Here is a 16,213-nt window from a genome sequence, read left to right as displayed (position 1 = left end):
CAAAATCAAAAGCGCCCTCCCAATTGGGAGGGCGCTTTTAATTCACAGAGAAGCTATTACTTTTGTCTCAGAAATTAGCCGTTGATAGCGGGAGCAGTTAGTGCAACAGGTGCTTGCTCGCCAGCAGCCAAGTCTAAGGGGAAGTTGTGAGCGTTACGCTCGTGCATTACTTCCATACCCAAGTTAGCGCGGTTGATGATGTCAGCCCAGGTGTTTACTACACGACCTTGAGAATCAATCACTGATTGGTTGAAGTTGAAACCGTTCAAGTTGAACGCCATTGTGCTTACGCCCAACGCGGTGAACCAGATACCGACTACTGGCCATGCAGCCAAGAAGAAGTGTAAAGAACGGCTGTTGTTGAAGGATGCGTATTGGAAGATTAGACGACCAAAGTAACCGTGTGCAGCTACGATGTTGTAGGTTTCTTCCTCTTGACCGAACTTGTAACCGTAGTTTTGAGATTCGTTCTCGGTGGTTTCGCGAACCAAGGAGCTTGTTACCAAAGAACCGTGCATTGCAGAGAACAAGCTACCACCGAATACACCAGCCACACCTAACATGTGGAAGGGGTGCATGAGGATGTTGTGTTCTGCTTGGAACACGATCATGAAGTTGAAGGTACCTGAGATACCCAAGGGCATACCATCAGAGAAGGAACCTTGACCAATGGGGTAGATCAAGAATACTGCTGTTGCTGCTGCTACTGGTGCAGAGAATGCTAGGCAGATCCAAGGACGCATTCCCAAGCGGTAAGACAATTCCCACTCACGACCTAGGTAGCAGAATACTCCTAGTAAGAAGTGGAATATTACCAATTGGTAAGGGCCACCGTTGTACAACCACTCATCTAGAGAAGCTGCTTCCCAAATTGGGTAGAAGTGTAAACCGATAGCGTTAGAAGAAGGAACAACTGCACCAGAGACGATGTTGTTTCCGTAGATTAAGGAACCTGCAACGGGTTCGCGGATACCATCGATGTCTACTGGAGGCGCTGCGATGAAGGCGATTACGAAGCAAGCGGTTGCAGCTAGTAGGGTTGGGATCATGAGGACACCGAACCAACCGATGTATAAACGGTTATTGGTGCTGGTAATCCATTCGCAGAAGCGATCCCATACGTTAGCGCTCGAGCGCTGTTGTAAGGTTGCTGTCATTGTTTTATGAATGCGATTAGTGATTTATGAATCAGACAAGGTTTGTTTTGTCTGTAAACTTACTTTACACTCATTTACAAAAGTTAATCAAGTACTAATTCTTGTAGAAAAGTAATACGAGTGATTAGTTTTACTTATGTAAAGGTCAAAAATCTGACTCAAGAAGCAGGGAGCAAAATTCTCAAATTCCGTAGCAGTAAAGAGTTTTCAGCCCTGCTGAGGGACTTCCAACAAAAAAATATACTATCGCTTTCTTGGCAGGGGGGCGGGGAGCAGGGGGAGAATAAAAATATTCTCGGACTATATTTGGATAATTTATTTTCTGGAAGTCCCTTAACTATCTATTCCACAAATTCTGGTCGCGCTTTTTGAGTTGACTGCAACTTCGCTTCTAACGCTGTCCAATTTTCTTGCTCAATTAAATCAATCACTTGATCAAGCTGATAGCGATATTGTTGTAGTGAACTCAGCAGTGCTTGCTGATTGAACTGCGCCATCATTACGCCCAACTCTGGATTTCCACCACCGACGCGGCTGGTATCGCGAAAACCGGAACTAGCTAAATTTTGCGCTAATTGTAAAACTGCGGGGTCAGTTTCACCCATACAAGCTGCAATTAGGGAAGCGCTGACCATTACAGGTAAATGAGAAATCCAGCTAACAGCGCGGTCATGTTGTTCTGGCTGACAATGGTAGATTTTAGACCCAAGCGATCGCACAATTTCTTCTACTACTGCAGTTGCTTGGGGTGGTGTGGTATTGATTGGTGTCAGTACATAAGGGCGATCAACAAATAAATGGCGTTGTGCGGCTTCAATACCGCTATCGGCTGTTCCCGCCATTGGGTGACCGCCCACAAAATTTTCCCACAGAGGCGCGATCGCATTCACAATGGGGGCTTTGACAGAACCAACATCAGTAATTATGGTAGCCGCAGACAGATGCTCAATTAACTGCTGAATTTGGGGAACAATAAGAGCTATAGGTGTACAAATAAATACAATGTCTGCCGTAGCAAAGAGACTCAGATCTACCTCGGCCCGATCAACGCTACCCAAAGCTATTGCTTTTTGACAGGTTGATTCACGCCGACTCACTCCTAAAACCTCATGACCTTGCGATCGCAAATCAAAGCCTAAAGATCCACCAATTAGTCCGAGTCCTAAGATCCCAATTTTCATTTTTGATTTTGTTAGTTTGTCTGTTCAATATTTTCTCCATTCTTTACTCACTATTAAAGTTGGCATTTCAGGGGTAGCATTTATGAATATAGAAGAATTACTGCAAAAATACGCTGCTGGAGTGTTTGATTTTACTGGTGTTGACCTGGCGGAAGCTAACTTAAGTGGTGTCAAACTCAGTGGTATAAATCTTAGTAAAGCCAACTTGAGTGTAGCGAATTTAAGTGGTGCAAATCTCAGCCAAGCTAATTTGAGCAATGCTACCCTCAATGTCGCCAGATTAAGTGGTGTGAATCTCACCAGAGCTATTTTAAATAACGCCAATCTAAATGTTGCTAATTTAATTCGCGCCAACCTGAATCATGCTCAACTGAAAGCAGCCTCATTAGTTCGCGCTGAGTTAATTCGTGCAGACCTCAGTAGCGCTGACCTATCTGGAGCTAACCTCAAAAGCGCCGACCTCAGAGAAGCAACGCTGCGCCAAGCAACTCTCCGTGGTGCCAATTTAAGTGAAGCTAGCTTTCGCGGGACTTGTTTTCGGGGAGCCAACTTAGAGATGGTCAATTTCCAATCCAGCGATTTGGTGCGAGCAGATCTAAGTGGGGCAAATTTACGAGAAGCTGAACTGAAACAAGCAAATCTTAACCGTGCAAACCTCAGTGGTGCTGATTTAAGTGGTGCTAACCTGCGCTGGGCAGATTTAAGCGGAGCTAACCTCAGTTGGGCAGATTTAAGCGGAGCAAAATTAAGTGGTGCCAACTTGATGGGAGCAGACTTTAGCAATGCTAATTTAACCAACACTAGCTTAGTACACGCCAATTTAACCCAGGCAAAATTAATGAAGGCGGAATGGATCGGAGCTGATTTAACAGGTGCAACTTTAACAGGAGCCAAGCTTTATGCAACTTCCAGATTTGGGTTAAAAACCGAAGGCATAATTTGTGAATGGGTTGACCTCTCCGCCGCAGGCGATCGCTCCATTATCCAGAAGTTCAACTCTGATGACCCAGGGGAATTTTTTAATGAAACTTCACCAACTATCCGGATTATCGTTGATGCTGCCTTAGAACATGAAGCTAACTTTGCCCTAGCTGGCGCTTACTACCAAATTTCTCGCCAATACCGCAGGCTGAAACTACCCCCAGCTACAGATATTGGTCGTCGCCGCACGGTGTTTACATTCCGAGTAGATCGAGACGAAGAATTATTACCGATTGCTTATATTGCGATTTTGCCATTTCAGGATGCGATCGCTACCCAAAAAAATATTGACAACCTGGTAGAGATGATCAAAAGCGAAGATCTATCTCAGCAGGGTCTAAACACATCCCATCGGGTGAGGCAATTAAGGGCTGCGATCGCGGAAGCTAAAAATGAGTCCCAGAAAATTAGAGAAATGCAAAAAATTCTGGAGTTAGCCGCAAAACTTAGCTTCTTCAAAACTCCCACGCAGACGATATTAACCAATTCTAGTGCCCAAACTTTAATTTTGTACGATCACCCCTATTTTGGTAAACGATTTATTAATCAGTCAGATGGCAGTGCTGCATTGTTTGATAAGATGTCCAATGAAACTGCCCAAAATATATTACCTGCATTAAATATGGTTATAGATTTTGTTAAAAGTTTTCATTACATCGAACACTGAAAATTATCAGTCAAATAACTATTGACTTTTAAACTGATAAATTTGTGGAGGATAAAAATGCGTGATACTTTTAATAAAATGATGGGACGGACTCGCTATGTTGTCTGTCGTCTATTTTTGCATTTAGGTGGGTCAGAAGTAGCACCAATTTTAGGGGTTTTCAATCGCGCAGCCCGAGAAGCGATCGATGCAGATGGAGACCTACAAGTTTTGGGAGAAGGCTTAGTAGAAATCTGCGAAACCCTTTTGCGTTATGATGAATACTGGCTTTCTGCGGCTAATGAAGGCGATGTATTTTGGAACGAAGGGGAAGCCGGAGATTATGTTAATGAACTATTTAGTGACTCAGCTTCCAGATACGGTGCTGAACTAGATTTAGGTTCTGATTCTGGATTTAATGACCCTTTATCTATACCTGTAACACGCAACATTATTGTGATGATTACAGTAGCTTTTACCGGAGAAGTGCCACAAATAGAAACAGACTTATCCAACGTTCAAGCATTAAAAGAAGGGTTAAAAGCCTTTATTAATTTGCACTACCAAAATAAACTCCAGGCAGTTCAAGTACACTTCTCTCCAGCACAATTAGGTGACGAACTCACTAACGATCAGCTGGTGCAATATTATCCAGAATTAATACCTTTGTAAGCGTTTGGTGTTTGTCATTTGTTATTGGGTAATTGGTAATTGGTAATTGGTAATGGGTAATTCTCCCTCATCTCCCCAATCCCCAGTACCCAATCCCCAGTCCCCAGTACCCAATCCCCAGTCCCCAATCCCCAATCCCCTTGTTGGGTAGTCCCTACTTACAACAGCTAGGGAGAAATTGTTAAGCTCAAAGATAGGATATTTAGCGCAATGATCATGAACATACTGCGTAGATTTACAGTCGTGGTATTAGCCATGAGTTTATGTTTGACATCTGTTGCTTGCGGCAGTTCAAACGAAACTACACCACCAGCAAGGAACGTTAGCCAAAACTCTACGGCTACCAAACTGAGTGATGGGCAGTATCAAGTACAACAAGCCACCTATGATGATGGTACTGGTGAGTACACGCTGTTTTTAATTAACAGTAAACCACCAACATTTGTCACCGAGAATTTGCAAATGGCACGGCTGACAGATGAAGAAATTAAAGAAGGTAAAAAAAGTTATCTGAAAGTGGAAAATGGCCAGCCCAGCCTCTACTTGACAGAAGACTTTAAAATTGAGTACGTTCATAACGTTACCCAACAACAAACTAATCCCCAAACAGGACGACAAGAAACGGTTGTAGTCCGCCAAGAAAATAGCTTCTGGACACCTTTTGCTGGCGCGGTAGCTGGTAATCTTGCAGGTCAGGCAATTGGTAGTCTCTTGTTTAGACCCCAGTACTATGTACCTCCTGTTTATCAACCCGGACAAGTTTTAACTGGCTATGGTGGATACGGTAGCAGCTATGATCAAGCTGTTTCTAGCTACCGCAGTCGCTACAATGATGCACCTGCAGCCGTGAGAAATCGTACAGTTTTCCGCAGTACAGGAACAATTAGAAGAACATATCCTAGCGGCTCAACAGTACGCAGCACACCTAGCCGTACTACAACAAATAGCCGTCCTAGTGGTTCTGGTTTTGGTGGTAGTCAACTCAGACCTTCTAATAGTTCTAGATCTCCTAGAAGCAATCCTAGCGGTAGTAGTTTCGGTAGTGGCGGTCGTTCTCGTCGCGCACCTGCTTTTGGCGGTGGTAGACGGCGTTAATTTCAATACTTGTTGGTTAAGGGGAAAAAGGGGAATGGGGAAAGGGAAAGAAAAAACCTTTAACCCTTAACCTTTTACCTTTTCCCCAAAACCAGTTTTGAGTTAAAAACGCTTAACCGAGTATTATTGGCGTTAATGTCACCGTTTTTCCCTGGCGAAAAGTTTAACCAAACTGAATAAATAAAAGACCCGCCCTTGATTTCAATAAGGGCGGGTCTTTTTTCCTCATACCAATTCAAATAATGTTTGCGACAATCAATATATTCTAGAGGGCAAGGCACTGCCTTGCCCCTACAATCTGTCACATTCTTTTTTCAAATTGGCATCACTTATACCAATTCTCTACAATCAGTCGAGATTCTGTTGCAGTTTCGTAATTACGAATTACGAATTACGAATTGGTATTATTTAGATGCTAATAACTGTAATAAGTCTGAATGTGCCATAACAACGCTGGGTTCACTTTGGAGAGCAGCATAATACTTTTTGGCAAAAGTACTACCTTCCTCGGACGGTACAATTAGATTACGGGCTTGGGTAATCAGATTTTGGATATCTTCCAGCGCTAAAGGTTCATCGGCTGCTAGCATTTCATCGATTTGCACAACCATCTCAGAAATGCGATGTAACCAAGCAAATTGTTCATCACTAATGACGAGTCGCAGGAGTTCATTACTAGTTACTCTTCCACGTACCTGTTCGTAAGCGATGCGTTCTATCTGCAGCAAACAGGAGTGCAGAGTGAGGAGTTTGTTTCGCAAATTACGTAAAAATTGCTGTTGATTTATTCTTTGTAAAAGTGTGTTAGAAGTCAATTGAACCCATCCTCCCGTTACGATAATCTTCAATTGCTTGAATAATTTCAGCTTGAGTATTCATGACAAATGGGCCGTAGCGAACCACTGGTTCGTTGAGCGGTACACCAGCAATCAGCAGCACATCTAATGCTGAATTTGCGTTTGTGGGATTAGCAATCACCACTTCTTCACCATCCTGTGCAAACAATACCATTTGCCCATCTCCCGCACGCTCCTTTTCTGCTCCAAATAAGCCCTCGCCATCAAGTACATATGTAAAAGCATTGTATGCTTTTGGCATGGGTTGAATTGCGATCGCTCCTGGTTGAATTGTGAAATGTAGATACATAATCGGAGTTTGCGTTTGGATGCTAGATTTTGCTCCTAGTGCTTCTCCGGCTATGACTTTGACACTCACCAAACCATCGGCTGTTTGAGCCTGGGGAATACTTTCCGCCGAAATTTCCTGATAGCGTGGCTTGATCATTTTGTCTCGCTGCGGTAAATTCACCCACAGTTGCAACCCATGAATCCTTCCGCCATGACGCGCCAGTTCTTGCTCTGGCATTTCTGAATGCACAACGCCAGATCCGGCTGTCATCCATTGCACATCACCCGCATGAAGTTTGCCAGCGTTTCCTTGAGAATCTTTGTGTTCAAAACTGCCTTCCAAAATATAGGTGACTGTCTCAAAGCCTCTATGGGGATGATCTGGTGCTCCCTTCGCTGCACCAGGTTCGACATCAACCGGGCCAATTTCATCTAGGAGGAGAAAGGGGTCAAAATCACCAAAGGTAGCTTTAGGAAATGGCCGACGCACAAGCATCCCTTCGCCCTCTAGGGTTTGCACACTATTGATAATTCCTGAGACTGTTCGCATCGTTCCTATATGAGTTGTCATTTATCTCCTCCTGGGGATGCTATGTTTCTGCTGTTCTATTGCCTTCGTCTGTACTTGCAAGCCATGAAACTATTTTCCATACGAACTCTTAATCTGTAATTAATCAAATCAGATTTTATCTGGCTTTGTAAGTTTAAATCAGTTGCCGAAGTTTAGAGAATTGGTCTAACTTAGGTAATAAATTCTATGTTTACGCTAAAATCGAGTTTTCACATTTTTTACCTACGCGCACCCTCATTTTTTCTCTGTGCGTGTGTGTTTTTTATGAGTAACTAGGTGAGGTAGAAATAGTGTCTTTATAGCTCTTATATATGATTAGTCTTATATTAGCATAAGATTATATAAAAAGTCACATATAGAACTTTCCCTACTTAATCTTCGGAAAACCGCCCATGTCATTAGCACACACAATTTTAGGACTGCTTGAGCAACAAGAAATGACAGGTTACGACCTGAAAAACACTTGCTTCGATCAATGTGTTGCTCACTTATGGCCCGCAGATCAGGCACAGATTTACAGAACCCTGGATAAATTAGTTGAGCAGGGTTGGACTACTTGTTGTGTTGAAATTCAGAGCGATCGCCCTAATCGCAAGGTATATTCTTTAACAGAAGAGGGTAAAGCCGAATTACTCAGGTGGCTGCAATGTCATCAGCCTGTACCAACAGTACGAGAACCGTTTCTAGTGCAATTATTTTTCGCGGCCCAATTACCCAATCCAGCCATCATTAAATTGTTAGAACAGCAGCTAGCTGCACGCAGCAAAAAACTAGCTGACTGTAACAATATTCAACTACCAGAGCTAGAAAATTGTGCAAACCGTGAGCAAATTATGCAACGGCTGGCTCTAGACTTAGTAACTCAACGAGAGAAAACTTATATAGATTGGCTGAAAACAGCTATTGAAGCTATTAAAAGTTCTTAATTAGAATCTTTGACTAAATTAGCTTTATTTTACGCATTTTATTTTCTTATTATTCTAATTTTCTCTAAAAAATCTAATAAGCAATAAAAATTTACACAAATTCTATTCCGATATATCGCGATATATTCCGATATATCGTATAGTAGAGAAAGTTGATTGGAAATTTATTTATGTTTAGACACTTTCGTTCCCGTTTTCCAGTACATGCATGGGCTGGAGCCAGTGATGATGACTTCAGCCTTTTTAGTTCACACTTCCAGCATCGCAAGCATCACGGTAGACCTCACGAGCAGCACTTTGGCAATGAAATGTTTGGTGGTGCTTGGAAAGAAGAATACCGAACTCGTAGAGGTGATATTAAATTCATCCTGCTGGAATTGTTATCTGAGCATCCTAGTCATGGTTACGACCTGATTAAAGAGATGGAAAGCCGCTATGGAGGGTTTCGTAAACTCAGCCCTGGCTCAGTTTATCCCACACTCCAAATGCTCGAAGAAGGTGGGTATTTGCGGAGTTCCCAAGAAGGCGGTAAGCGAATTTATACAATTACAGATGAAGGCAGACAACTCTTAGCAGAACGTACCCAGCAGGAAACCTCAGACTCTCCCTGGGATGTCTTCAAAAGCTTTATGTCAGGTAAACCTCAGGAGTTTATAGAGCTGCGAAATGCAGCCACAGAACTAGCTGGTGCTGTGGTACAAGTTGCGCGCAGCGGTAATGTAGAGCGAATGAAGCGAGTACGCGAACTCTTAGAAAACGCGAAACGCGAAATTTACGCAATTTTAGCCGAAAAATAAGCCAAATTGGTCAAGCCTTGCAGAGACGCGATTAATCGCGTCTGTACTGAAGGGTCAAAGGTCAAAGGTTAAGGGTCAAAAGGTAGTTTATTTCTCCCCCATTACCCATTACCCATTACCCATTACCCATTACCCAATCCCCACCCACTACGCCAACGCAACAGCAGCAGACTCCCAGCGTCCTACAGCCTTACCAATAACGCCTAATTCTTGCATTAAGCGGTCGAAAGCATCTGGTGTGAGAGATTGCGGCCCATCTGACATAGCTTTTTTCGGGTTGGGGTGAACCTCAATCATGAGAGAATCAGATCCAGCTGCGATCGCGGCCATTGCCATAGAAGGAACAAACTCAGACCAACCTGTACCATGACTCGGGTCAATCATAATCGGTAGGTGAGTTAGCTTCCGTAAAACTGGGACTACTGATAAATCTAGGGTATTGCGAGTGTATTGGCGGTCAAAAGTACGAATTCCGCGTTCGCATAAAACTACATTTGGATTTCCCGCCGCCAAAACATACTCAGCAGCCATTAACCAATCTTCAATAGTAGCTGCCATACCGCGCTTTAATAGCACAGGTTTTGATTGCGCTCCTACTTTTTTGAGTAGGGAGAAATTCTGCATATTTCTTGCGCCTACCTGGATCATATCGGCAACTTCTGCGATTTTATCCAGGTCAGCAGCGTCCATTACTTCTGTAATTACGCCTAAACCGCTAACTTCTCTAGCCTTAGCTAATAATTCCAAAGCACTCTCGCCGTGTCCTTGGAATGCATAAGGTGAAGTGCGGGGTTTGTATGCACCACCGCGCAGAAATTTGGCTCCAGAGGCTTTCACACGCTGGGCTGTCTCAATAATCATATCTTCATTTTCTACGGAGCAGGGGCCAGCAACCACTACTACAGGGTGATGTTCACCAAATACTACTGGGCCATCAGGAGTGTTGACTACAACTTCAGAAGCTTCCCCGTGACGATACTGACGACTAGCTCGTTTATAGGGTAACTCTACCCGCAAAACTTGCTCAATCCAAGGGCTGACTTCTTGAATTTGCAAGGGATCTAAGTCAGCAGTCTCACCGACTAAACCAATAACTACTTTGTGCTTACCAATAATTTTTTCTGGAGTCAGTCCCCAGCTAGTTAATTCATCGTTAATGCGATGAATTTCTGCTTCTGGGGAACCAACTTTCATTACCACAATCATGATTAAATTCCCTAATGACTTGAGTTGTTTGTTAACAAAATCTTGAGTGATTAAACTCAGTTTATAGAATTGATACAAATGCCATGTAAAAGATTCCTGTTAAATAAGGTGCATTACAGCAGAATTTATATTTACTATAGATTCCCAGCTTTTTCTTTGCTGTAATACATCCTACTTATATACTTTTGTATAAACATACTCTTAGGGGCGTAACCTTTTGATATTTAATGGTTAAGCACAAAATCACAAAATATTTATCTAAAAAATCTAGCGCTCAGTGGTTCTGTAACTAAATATTGGGGTTAAAAAAAATCATAAATTTTTAATTAGTAATGTTGAAGTTACGTAATCTCAACTTCAACATCCACTATAAAATTTACCCAACATTACAGTTTGCTGATACCTGAGCGCTAAAATATCAAACCTTATTTTGCCGAGTTTCGCGCCAAACTGCCACCATACGTCCCCAATTGGTGCCGAACTCTCCAATACCCAGCCAACTGCCTACTCTGTCTTCATCCCAAGAGGCAGAGAGTACACCATAGGTTATCCCTAATACCCCTATACCAAACAATCCCATGTTGACCAATAACACAGCAATGGGAGGTAGTTTGATGTCGGTATAGATAGCCAGCAAATAGCTGGCTACCAAAGTAGCAATTCCCAAAGCTGTGGGTATACCGCAAAACGCGGCTACTCGTCGAATCATCCGTTGGCTAACAACTTTTGGGATTGCCATTTCCTCTTTATTAAAAGGTGGCTGCTTGCTTGTCTTTCCCTGAGATGCTTTTGGCTGTGCTGGTGGTTGACTCTTAGCTTTGGCTGGTTTTGGGTTCTTTTTGTTCGGTTCAAAAGGTAAGCGGCTACGTTCCGATTCTTCAGCAGACATAAGCGGTATCCTTAACCACGAATTCCCAGACGAGCAATTAAAGCTTGATATTTTTCCCGGCTTTCCGCTTGTACATAGGAAAGCAGACGCTTACGATGACCAATCAACTTCAACAATCCTCTACGGGAAGAGTGGTCTTTTTTATTTGCTTGCAAATGTTCGCTGAGGCGGTTAATGCGCTCAGTAAGCATAGCAATTTGGACATCGGCAGAGCCGGTATCGGTTTCGTGAACTTGATAGCTCGAAATGAGTTCTTGTTTGCGCTGTTGCGTCAGAGCCATGATCGATGTAATTTCTAGTTTTCTAAATTTATGCAGCAGTCTCTAATAATATCACAGCCCTCAAGCTGTGGGGTGAATCAACTTTACGGGAGTAGTGGTGAGTGCTGGGTGGTGAGTGCTGAGTAAATTTTTTAACTTCTATCCCCTTCTAACCCATTCTAAATATTTAAGATTGCAAAGGAATGACACTAGCGCTTTTGGCTGTACTATCCCAAACTATCCAGCTACAAGAATTGTCTACATCATCGGCATTATTTGTCACTTTAAAATACAGCTTTTCTTTATTCTTCGGTTCAATGGCGAAATCGGCATTTTGAGCATAAACTACTTTAAAACCTCTATCTCTTAAGCAATACATCGCCCATGCTTTCAAAGACTGCTTATAAGGTTCGTGGGGAATTGGCGGTTTGGTAATTGCTTCTTCAATGACTTTCAATACTTGCGTTGATATCATAATTTGCTTGACTGCTTTTAGTTCAAAAGTTTTTGTGGTAATTGGTAATGGGTAATTGGTAATGGGTAATTGGTAATGGGTAATTGGTAATGGGTAATTGGTATGAGTCTTGAGCTATCAATAAAGTTAAGGGCTTGTGTTGCAATTAATAAAGACAAAAATATTCCGTGGTTTCCACCAATATTTGCATAAGCTTTGAATGATGGGAGATATATATAAGAAAATCTTCCCATACTATCAGTGCTCTAGTTATGCGTTGTCATTTTCACCGCTCCCTGAGTTATCGTCTACAAAGCCTGACGCTGGCTTCTTTGGTATTTTACCTGACGTTGCCCTTGGGAGGATTGTTAATTGAGCCATTGGGAGCTTCACAGGTATTAGCACAAGGTTCAGATGCACGCAGAACTGAGGCTGATAGGCTACTCCAACGGGGTGAAGAACTGCTGGATAAATATCAATCTCAAGCGGCGTTACAAAATTTTCAGCAAGCTTTAAAAATTTATCGTCAAATTCAGTATCGTCCAGGTGAAGGTAGGACGCTGAAAGGAATTGGCAATGCTTACTACGATTTGAATGATTTCAATCAAGCAATTAGCTATCAACAACAAGCTTTAGAAATTGCCCAAAGTACCAAAGATAAGGATTTAGCAGCAAGAGCGCTGAATAATTTAGGAAATAATTATCGTGCTTTAGGGAATTTTACTCAAGCGATCGCATACTATGAAAAAGCATTGGTCATAGCCCGCCAAATTCAAGATTTGCATAGAGAAGCTAGCACGTTAGAAAATCTCGGCTATACCTACGCTAATGTTAATCTTCCCAAAGCGATTGATTCTTTAGAACAAGCTGTAGTAACGCTACGCAAACAGTCTGGTGGTTCTCCAGATACTCAGCGACTTCTACGCCAGCAGGAAACTGATATTTTGATAGCGCTGGCGAGGAATTATTACCTCAGCGGTGTTTACAAGGGTGTGATTGAAACTCAAGTACCAGGTGCAGCTTTTGAGCAAGCGATCGCAACTTATCAGCAAGCTACCACAATTGCGAAACAAACAGGCGATCGCCGTCAACTTGCACAAGCACTGTTGGGGCTGGGTAATATGTACAATGCCAAGAGTAAGTACAAGGAAGCTGTAGAACCACTCCAGCAAGCGCTACAAATTTTCCAAACCGAGCAAAAATCTCCAATTAAATTGCGCGATACTTTATCTAAGTTGGGTGAAGTTCATCAAGGTTTGCGTCAACCAGAGTCAGCATTGAAATATTATCAGCAAGCTTTGGTGATTGCTAAATCAATCCCAGCTAGTTCTCCTTTAGAAATAGTAGAAAAAAATCAGGAGCAAGGATTAATAATCGCAAATATCGGCAATATTTACTCTGATACTGGTAAATATGACCAATCCATTCAATCTTATCAAGATGCTTTAGGAATTTTACAATCATCTCTTAAACAAGTTGAACAAATTACTGATACTTCTAAAAAGTTTGCGGTTGATTTAGCCAAGCAACAACTCAATCAAGGAATTAGATTTAGTTATGCACAGATGTGTTTGGCTTATAAATCCTTGGGACAATTTGAGGAATCTAAGCAAGCTTGTGCGGAAATTTCTCCTAATGTCAAATCTTTAACTGATAAAAATAAATCAAAACCTTCTAAAACTTCACCAGAATTAGAAGCAGCGCTGCAAAAATTAAATGAGGCGCAAGCATTAGGTAAACCAGAAATGGAAGCTTTGGCTTTGGCGCAAATTGGTGATGCTTATGCCAAATTACAAGAGAGCGATCGCGCTTGGGAATACTATCAAAAAGCCATTGCATTATCGCAAGAATATCCTCAATTTCAACAATATATCTTTTTTAAAGTTGGAGGATTTTACGAAAATCAGCAAAAATACGATTTAGCCATTAATTTTTACAGACAAGCTGCTTTATCTGCTAGAAAAGCTCAAAAAAAGTTTGATGAAGCCCTAATGTTGAATCAGGTGGGTATCACCAGTTATGCTGCAGGGAAGCTACCGGAAGCAACTGTGGCTTTATATGAGGCGATCAAAGTCTATGAATCTATTCGTCTTGACTTAACAGATAAAAGTCAAATTTCGATTTTTGAAACCCAAGCCCAAACCTATAGCCTTTTACAAAGAGTTTTAATATCTCAAAACAAAATTGATGAAGCTTTAGAAGTAGCTGAACGCAGTCGCGGTCGAGCATTTGTGAATTTATTAACTTCGCGGTTGTCTACACAATCCAGTAGTAAAATAACGGCGGAAATTCCTACAATTGCTAAAATTAAACAGATTGCTCAAGCACAAAAGGCTACCATTGTAGAATATTCCCTGTCGAATTATCCGCAAAAAGGTAATAAAAAAGCATGGGATAATTCAGAAATCTACATTTGGGTAGTTAAACCTAATGGTGAAGTTGCTTTTAAATCAGTAAATTTTAAATCCCTCAATCAATCTCTGGCTGATATTGTCAACCAAAGTCGTAGATCTATAGGTGCAGGTGGAAGAGGAATTAAAATTGAACCTATCGGTGAACCTCTACAACAAGAAAATTTACAAGAACTCTATCAAATTTTAATTGCACCTATTGCATCTCATCTGCCAACTAATCCCAACGAACGGGTAATTTTTATTCCCCATCAATCGCTGTTTTTAGTTCCATTTGCAGCGCTACAAGACAAAAACAATCAATATTTAATTGAAAAACATACTATCCTCACTGCACCAGCAATTCAGGTATTAGAACTAACCAGAAAACAAAGACAAAAGCTGACGGGGAAAGATATATTAGTTATTGGTAATCCCACAATGCCAAAAGTGGGAGTTCCGCCTGTACAACTTGAACCTTTATTAGGTGCAGAACAGGAAGCAAAGACAATTGCTAGTCTCCTCAACACCAAAGCGATTATCGGTGAGGATGCGACTAAAGCGGCTTTCACACAAAAACTATCCTCCGCCAAGGTGATTCACCTCGCCACACATGGCTTGTTAGATGATACCAGCAAAGGCATAGAAACTGCGATCGCTCTTGCACCTGCTGGTGGTGATGACGGTTTACTTACGCCAGCAGAAATCGTCAATTTACCCATCAACGCCGAATTGGTAGTTTTGAGCGCTTGTGACACTGGCAGAGGTACAATTACTGGTGATGGTGTGATTGGCTTATCTCGTTCGTTAATTACCGCAGGTGCGTCGAGTGTGATTGTCTCATTATGGTCAGTTCCTGATTCACCAACATCAGAATTAATGACCGAATTTTATCAACAATGGCAGCAACATCCTGATAAAGCCGTTGCATTGCGAACAGCTATGTTGAACGCCATGAAAAAGCATCCTCACCCCATAAATTGGGCAGCATTTACTTTAATTGGCGAACCGAAATAAGGTAAATCTGAAATTAGGAAAGCTCTCTTTTAAAAAATTAATGTATTATTTTGAAACTCACAATGGCATAGGGGTTTTATCAGAGGTATTTGTACTATTTTTCTCAAATTGGGATGCTCCCTCTGTGCCTTGTTCTTATATAATTCCTAATGAATATTTTGTCACCCAAATAAGCTATTAAATTACCCTTGACTATCGCAGAATTATCCCTCTGGTACTTCCAGAAATTAAATATCCATTTTTGGGAGCAAAGACCATAATTGTATTCTTCTCCCTCTGCTTCACGGACAGTTTGCTCAAGTCAAGCCAGCCGCTCGCGGGGGTTCCCCCCGTTGTACTGACTGGCGTGGGAAACTCGCCCACTCAACTGTCCTCCTCTGCTTCCTCTGCTTGCCAAAGTGATTGATTTTTTTTATTGAGAAGTCCCTCAGATAGGTGTATCGAGAAACTGCTAATTTTCTAGCAGATATATTCTGCAATTTACGCTTTAATTGTATTAACAGCTTGATAGTTGCTTCCTGAGGCAGAAGTGAAATTTTGCACAGAAGTGGTATTACTAGCAATATCAGAAATACTCAGCTACATAAGGGTGTCAATCTTCAGTACAATTACACAATATATGGTTTCGCATCCATAATCTACACTACTACAAAAGTAGTAAATATTTTAACTGTGTGAATTTAGCTAGTAATTTCTCTGAAGCGCTTGACACAGGTTGTAACAGTAGTAGAATCTACTCTTATCAAAAGAAAAATCAGGGCAAAGAGTTACGTACTTATGTGGATGCTATAAACTCCGCATACTGAACTTCTGCATCTATTTCGGATAACAGTGTTCCGGGTTA

The 16,213-nt window shown here is 41.8% G+C and carries 15 protein-coding genes; 6 read left to right on the top strand and 9 right to left on the bottom strand.

The features are described from left to right. Positions 1–74: 74 nt before the first annotated feature. On the bottom strand, positions 75–1,157 hold the full coding sequence (psbA, locus tag AACU25_RS25525; RefSeq protein ID WP_096580461.1) for a photosystem II q(b) protein: 1,083 nt from the start codon (positions 1,155–1,157) through the stop codon (positions 75–77). A gap of 341 nt (positions 1,158–1,498) precedes the next feature. Next, positions 1,499–2,338 (bottom strand): prephenate/arogenate dehydrogenase, encoded by an 840-nt coding sequence (locus AACU25_RS25520; protein ID WP_096580457.1) that lies wholly within the window; start codon positions 2,336–2,338, stop codon positions 1,499–1,501. 82 nt (positions 2,339–2,420) lie between these two features. Here AACU25_RS25520 and AACU25_RS25515 point away from each other — a divergent pair, with 82 nt between their 5' ends. The 3 genes from AACU25_RS25515 to AACU25_RS25505 all read left to right on the top strand — a co-directional run bounded on the left by AACU25_RS25515 (position 2,421) and on the right by AACU25_RS25505 (position 5,732). Further along, on the top strand, positions 2,421–3,986 hold the full coding sequence (locus AACU25_RS25515; protein WP_096580455.1) for a pentapeptide repeat-containing protein: 1,566 nt from the start codon (positions 2,421–2,423) through the stop codon (positions 3,984–3,986). A 57-nt stretch (positions 3,987–4,043) separates the two neighbouring features. After that, entirely contained in the window at positions 4,044–4,637 is a 594-nt protein-coding gene (locus AACU25_RS25510) for a DUF1517 domain-containing protein (RefSeq protein ID WP_096580453.1), read from the top strand. Between the two features lie 210 nt (positions 4,638–4,847). Further along, positions 4,848–5,732 (top strand): hypothetical protein, encoded by an 885-nt coding sequence (locus tag AACU25_RS25505; protein WP_096580451.1) that lies wholly within the window; start codon positions 4,848–4,850, stop codon positions 5,730–5,732. Between the two features lie 404 nt (positions 5,733–6,136). Here AACU25_RS25505 and AACU25_RS25500 read toward each other — a convergent pair whose 3' ends face one another. Further along, complete coding sequence (locus tag AACU25_RS25500; RefSeq protein WP_190445949.1) at positions 6,137–6,547, bottom strand: hypothetical protein; 411 nt, start codon at positions 6,545–6,547, stop codon at positions 6,137–6,139. After that, positions 6,537–7,430, bottom strand: coding sequence for a pirin family protein (locus AACU25_RS25495; protein ID WP_096580449.1), 894 nt, complete (start codon positions 7,428–7,430; stop codon positions 6,537–6,539). Before AACU25_RS25495 ends, AACU25_RS25500 begins: the two co-directional genes overlap by 11 nt. Before the next feature lie 392 nt (positions 7,431–7,822). On the opposite strand from AACU25_RS25495, the gene AACU25_RS25490 reads away from it, so the two are divergent. After that, entirely contained in the window at positions 7,823–8,356 is a 534-nt protein-coding gene (locus AACU25_RS25490; RefSeq protein WP_096580447.1) for a PadR family transcriptional regulator, read from the top strand. A 170-nt stretch (positions 8,357–8,526) separates the two neighbouring features. Continuing rightward, entirely contained in the window at positions 8,527–9,153 is a 627-nt protein-coding gene (locus tag AACU25_RS25485) for a PadR family transcriptional regulator (protein WP_096580445.1), read from the top strand. A 147-nt stretch (positions 9,154–9,300) separates the two neighbouring features. On the opposite strand, the gene aroF is transcribed toward AACU25_RS25485, so the two are convergent. The 5 genes from aroF to AACU25_RS25460 all read right to left on the bottom strand — a co-directional run bounded on the left by aroF (position 9,301) and on the right by AACU25_RS25460 (position 12,216). Next, complete coding sequence (aroF, locus tag AACU25_RS25480; protein WP_096584040.1) at positions 9,301–10,359, bottom strand: 3-deoxy-7-phosphoheptulonate synthase; 1,059 nt, start codon at positions 10,357–10,359, stop codon at positions 9,301–9,303. Positions 10,360–10,777: 418 nt separating this feature from the next. Then, entirely contained in the window at positions 10,778–11,248 is a 471-nt protein-coding gene (locus tag AACU25_RS25475; RefSeq protein ID WP_096580443.1) for a PAM68 family protein, read from the bottom strand. 11 nt (positions 11,249–11,259) lie between these two features. Then, positions 11,260–11,529: a 30S ribosomal protein S15 gene (rpsO, locus tag AACU25_RS25470; RefSeq protein WP_045871189.1), complete on the bottom strand. Its 270-nt coding sequence runs from the start codon at positions 11,527–11,529 to the stop codon at positions 11,260–11,262. A gap of 166 nt (positions 11,530–11,695) precedes the next feature. Next, entirely contained in the window at positions 11,696–11,983 is a 288-nt protein-coding gene (locus AACU25_RS25465; protein ID WP_045871188.1) for a hypothetical protein, read from the bottom strand. A 17-nt stretch (positions 11,984–12,000) separates the two neighbouring features. Beyond that, positions 12,001–12,216: a hypothetical protein gene (locus AACU25_RS25460; RefSeq protein WP_096580441.1), complete on the bottom strand. Its 216-nt coding sequence runs from the start codon at positions 12,214–12,216 to the stop codon at positions 12,001–12,003. Between the two features lie 18 nt (positions 12,217–12,234). On the opposite strand from AACU25_RS25460, the gene AACU25_RS25455 reads away from it, so the two are divergent. Then, positions 12,235–15,369 (top strand): CHAT domain-containing protein, encoded by a 3,135-nt coding sequence (locus AACU25_RS25455; protein WP_096580439.1) that lies wholly within the window; start codon positions 12,235–12,237, stop codon positions 15,367–15,369. Positions 15,370–16,213: the final 844 nt, after the last annotated feature.

It is taken from the genome of Tolypothrix tenuis PCC 7101 (assembly GCF_963874875.1).
Classification (GTDB): Bacteria; Cyanobacteriota; Cyanobacteriia; order Cyanobacteriales; family Nostocaceae; genus Aulosira; species Aulosira tenue.
Note: the sequence above shows the minus strand (reverse complement) of the source record. Positions and strands in the feature narration are given on the sequence as shown.

Excerpts from the sequence above, each read along its gene's own strand:
- aroF (WP_096584040.1), bottom strand. The coding sequence starts at position 10,359 with ATGATTGTGGTAATGAAAGTTGGTTCCCCAGAAGCAGAAATTCATCGC.
- AACU25_RS25490 (WP_096580447.1), top strand. The coding sequence starts at position 7,823 with ATGTCATTAGCACACACAATTTTAGGACTGCTTGAGCAACAAGAAATG.
- rpsO (WP_045871189.1), bottom strand. The coding sequence starts at position 11,529 with ATGGCTCTGACGCAACAGCGCAAACAAGAACTCATTTCGAGCTATCAA.
- AACU25_RS25460 (WP_096580441.1), bottom strand. The coding sequence starts at position 12,216 with ATGGGAAGATTTTCTTATATATATCTCCCATCATTCAAAGCTTATGCA.
- AACU25_RS25520 (WP_096580457.1), bottom strand. The coding sequence starts at position 2,338 with ATGAAAATTGGGATCTTAGGACTCGGACTAATTGGTGGATCTTTAGGC.
- AACU25_RS25510 (WP_096580453.1), top strand. The coding sequence starts at position 4,044 with ATGCGTGATACTTTTAATAAAATGATGGGACGGACTCGCTATGTTGTC.
- AACU25_RS25495 (WP_096580449.1), bottom strand. The coding sequence starts at position 7,430 with ATGACAACTCATATAGGAACGATGCGAACAGTCTCAGGAATTATCAAT.
- AACU25_RS25465 (WP_045871188.1), bottom strand. The coding sequence starts at position 11,983 with ATGATATCAACGCAAGTATTGAAAGTCATTGAAGAAGCAATTACCAAA.
- AACU25_RS25455 (WP_096580439.1), top strand. The coding sequence starts at position 12,235 with ATGCGTTGTCATTTTCACCGCTCCCTGAGTTATCGTCTACAAAGCCTG.
- AACU25_RS25475 (WP_096580443.1), bottom strand. The coding sequence starts at position 11,248 with ATGTCTGCTGAAGAATCGGAACGTAGCCGCTTACCTTTTGAACCGAAC.
- AACU25_RS25485 (WP_096580445.1), top strand. The coding sequence starts at position 8,527 with ATGTTTAGACACTTTCGTTCCCGTTTTCCAGTACATGCATGGGCTGGA.
- psbA (WP_096580461.1), bottom strand. The coding sequence starts at position 1,157 with ATGACAGCAACCTTACAACAGCGCTCGAGCGCTAACGTATGGGATCGC.
- AACU25_RS25515 (WP_096580455.1), top strand. The coding sequence starts at position 2,421 with ATGAATATAGAAGAATTACTGCAAAAATACGCTGCTGGAGTGTTTGAT.
- AACU25_RS25505 (WP_096580451.1), top strand. The coding sequence starts at position 4,848 with ATGATCATGAACATACTGCGTAGATTTACAGTCGTGGTATTAGCCATG.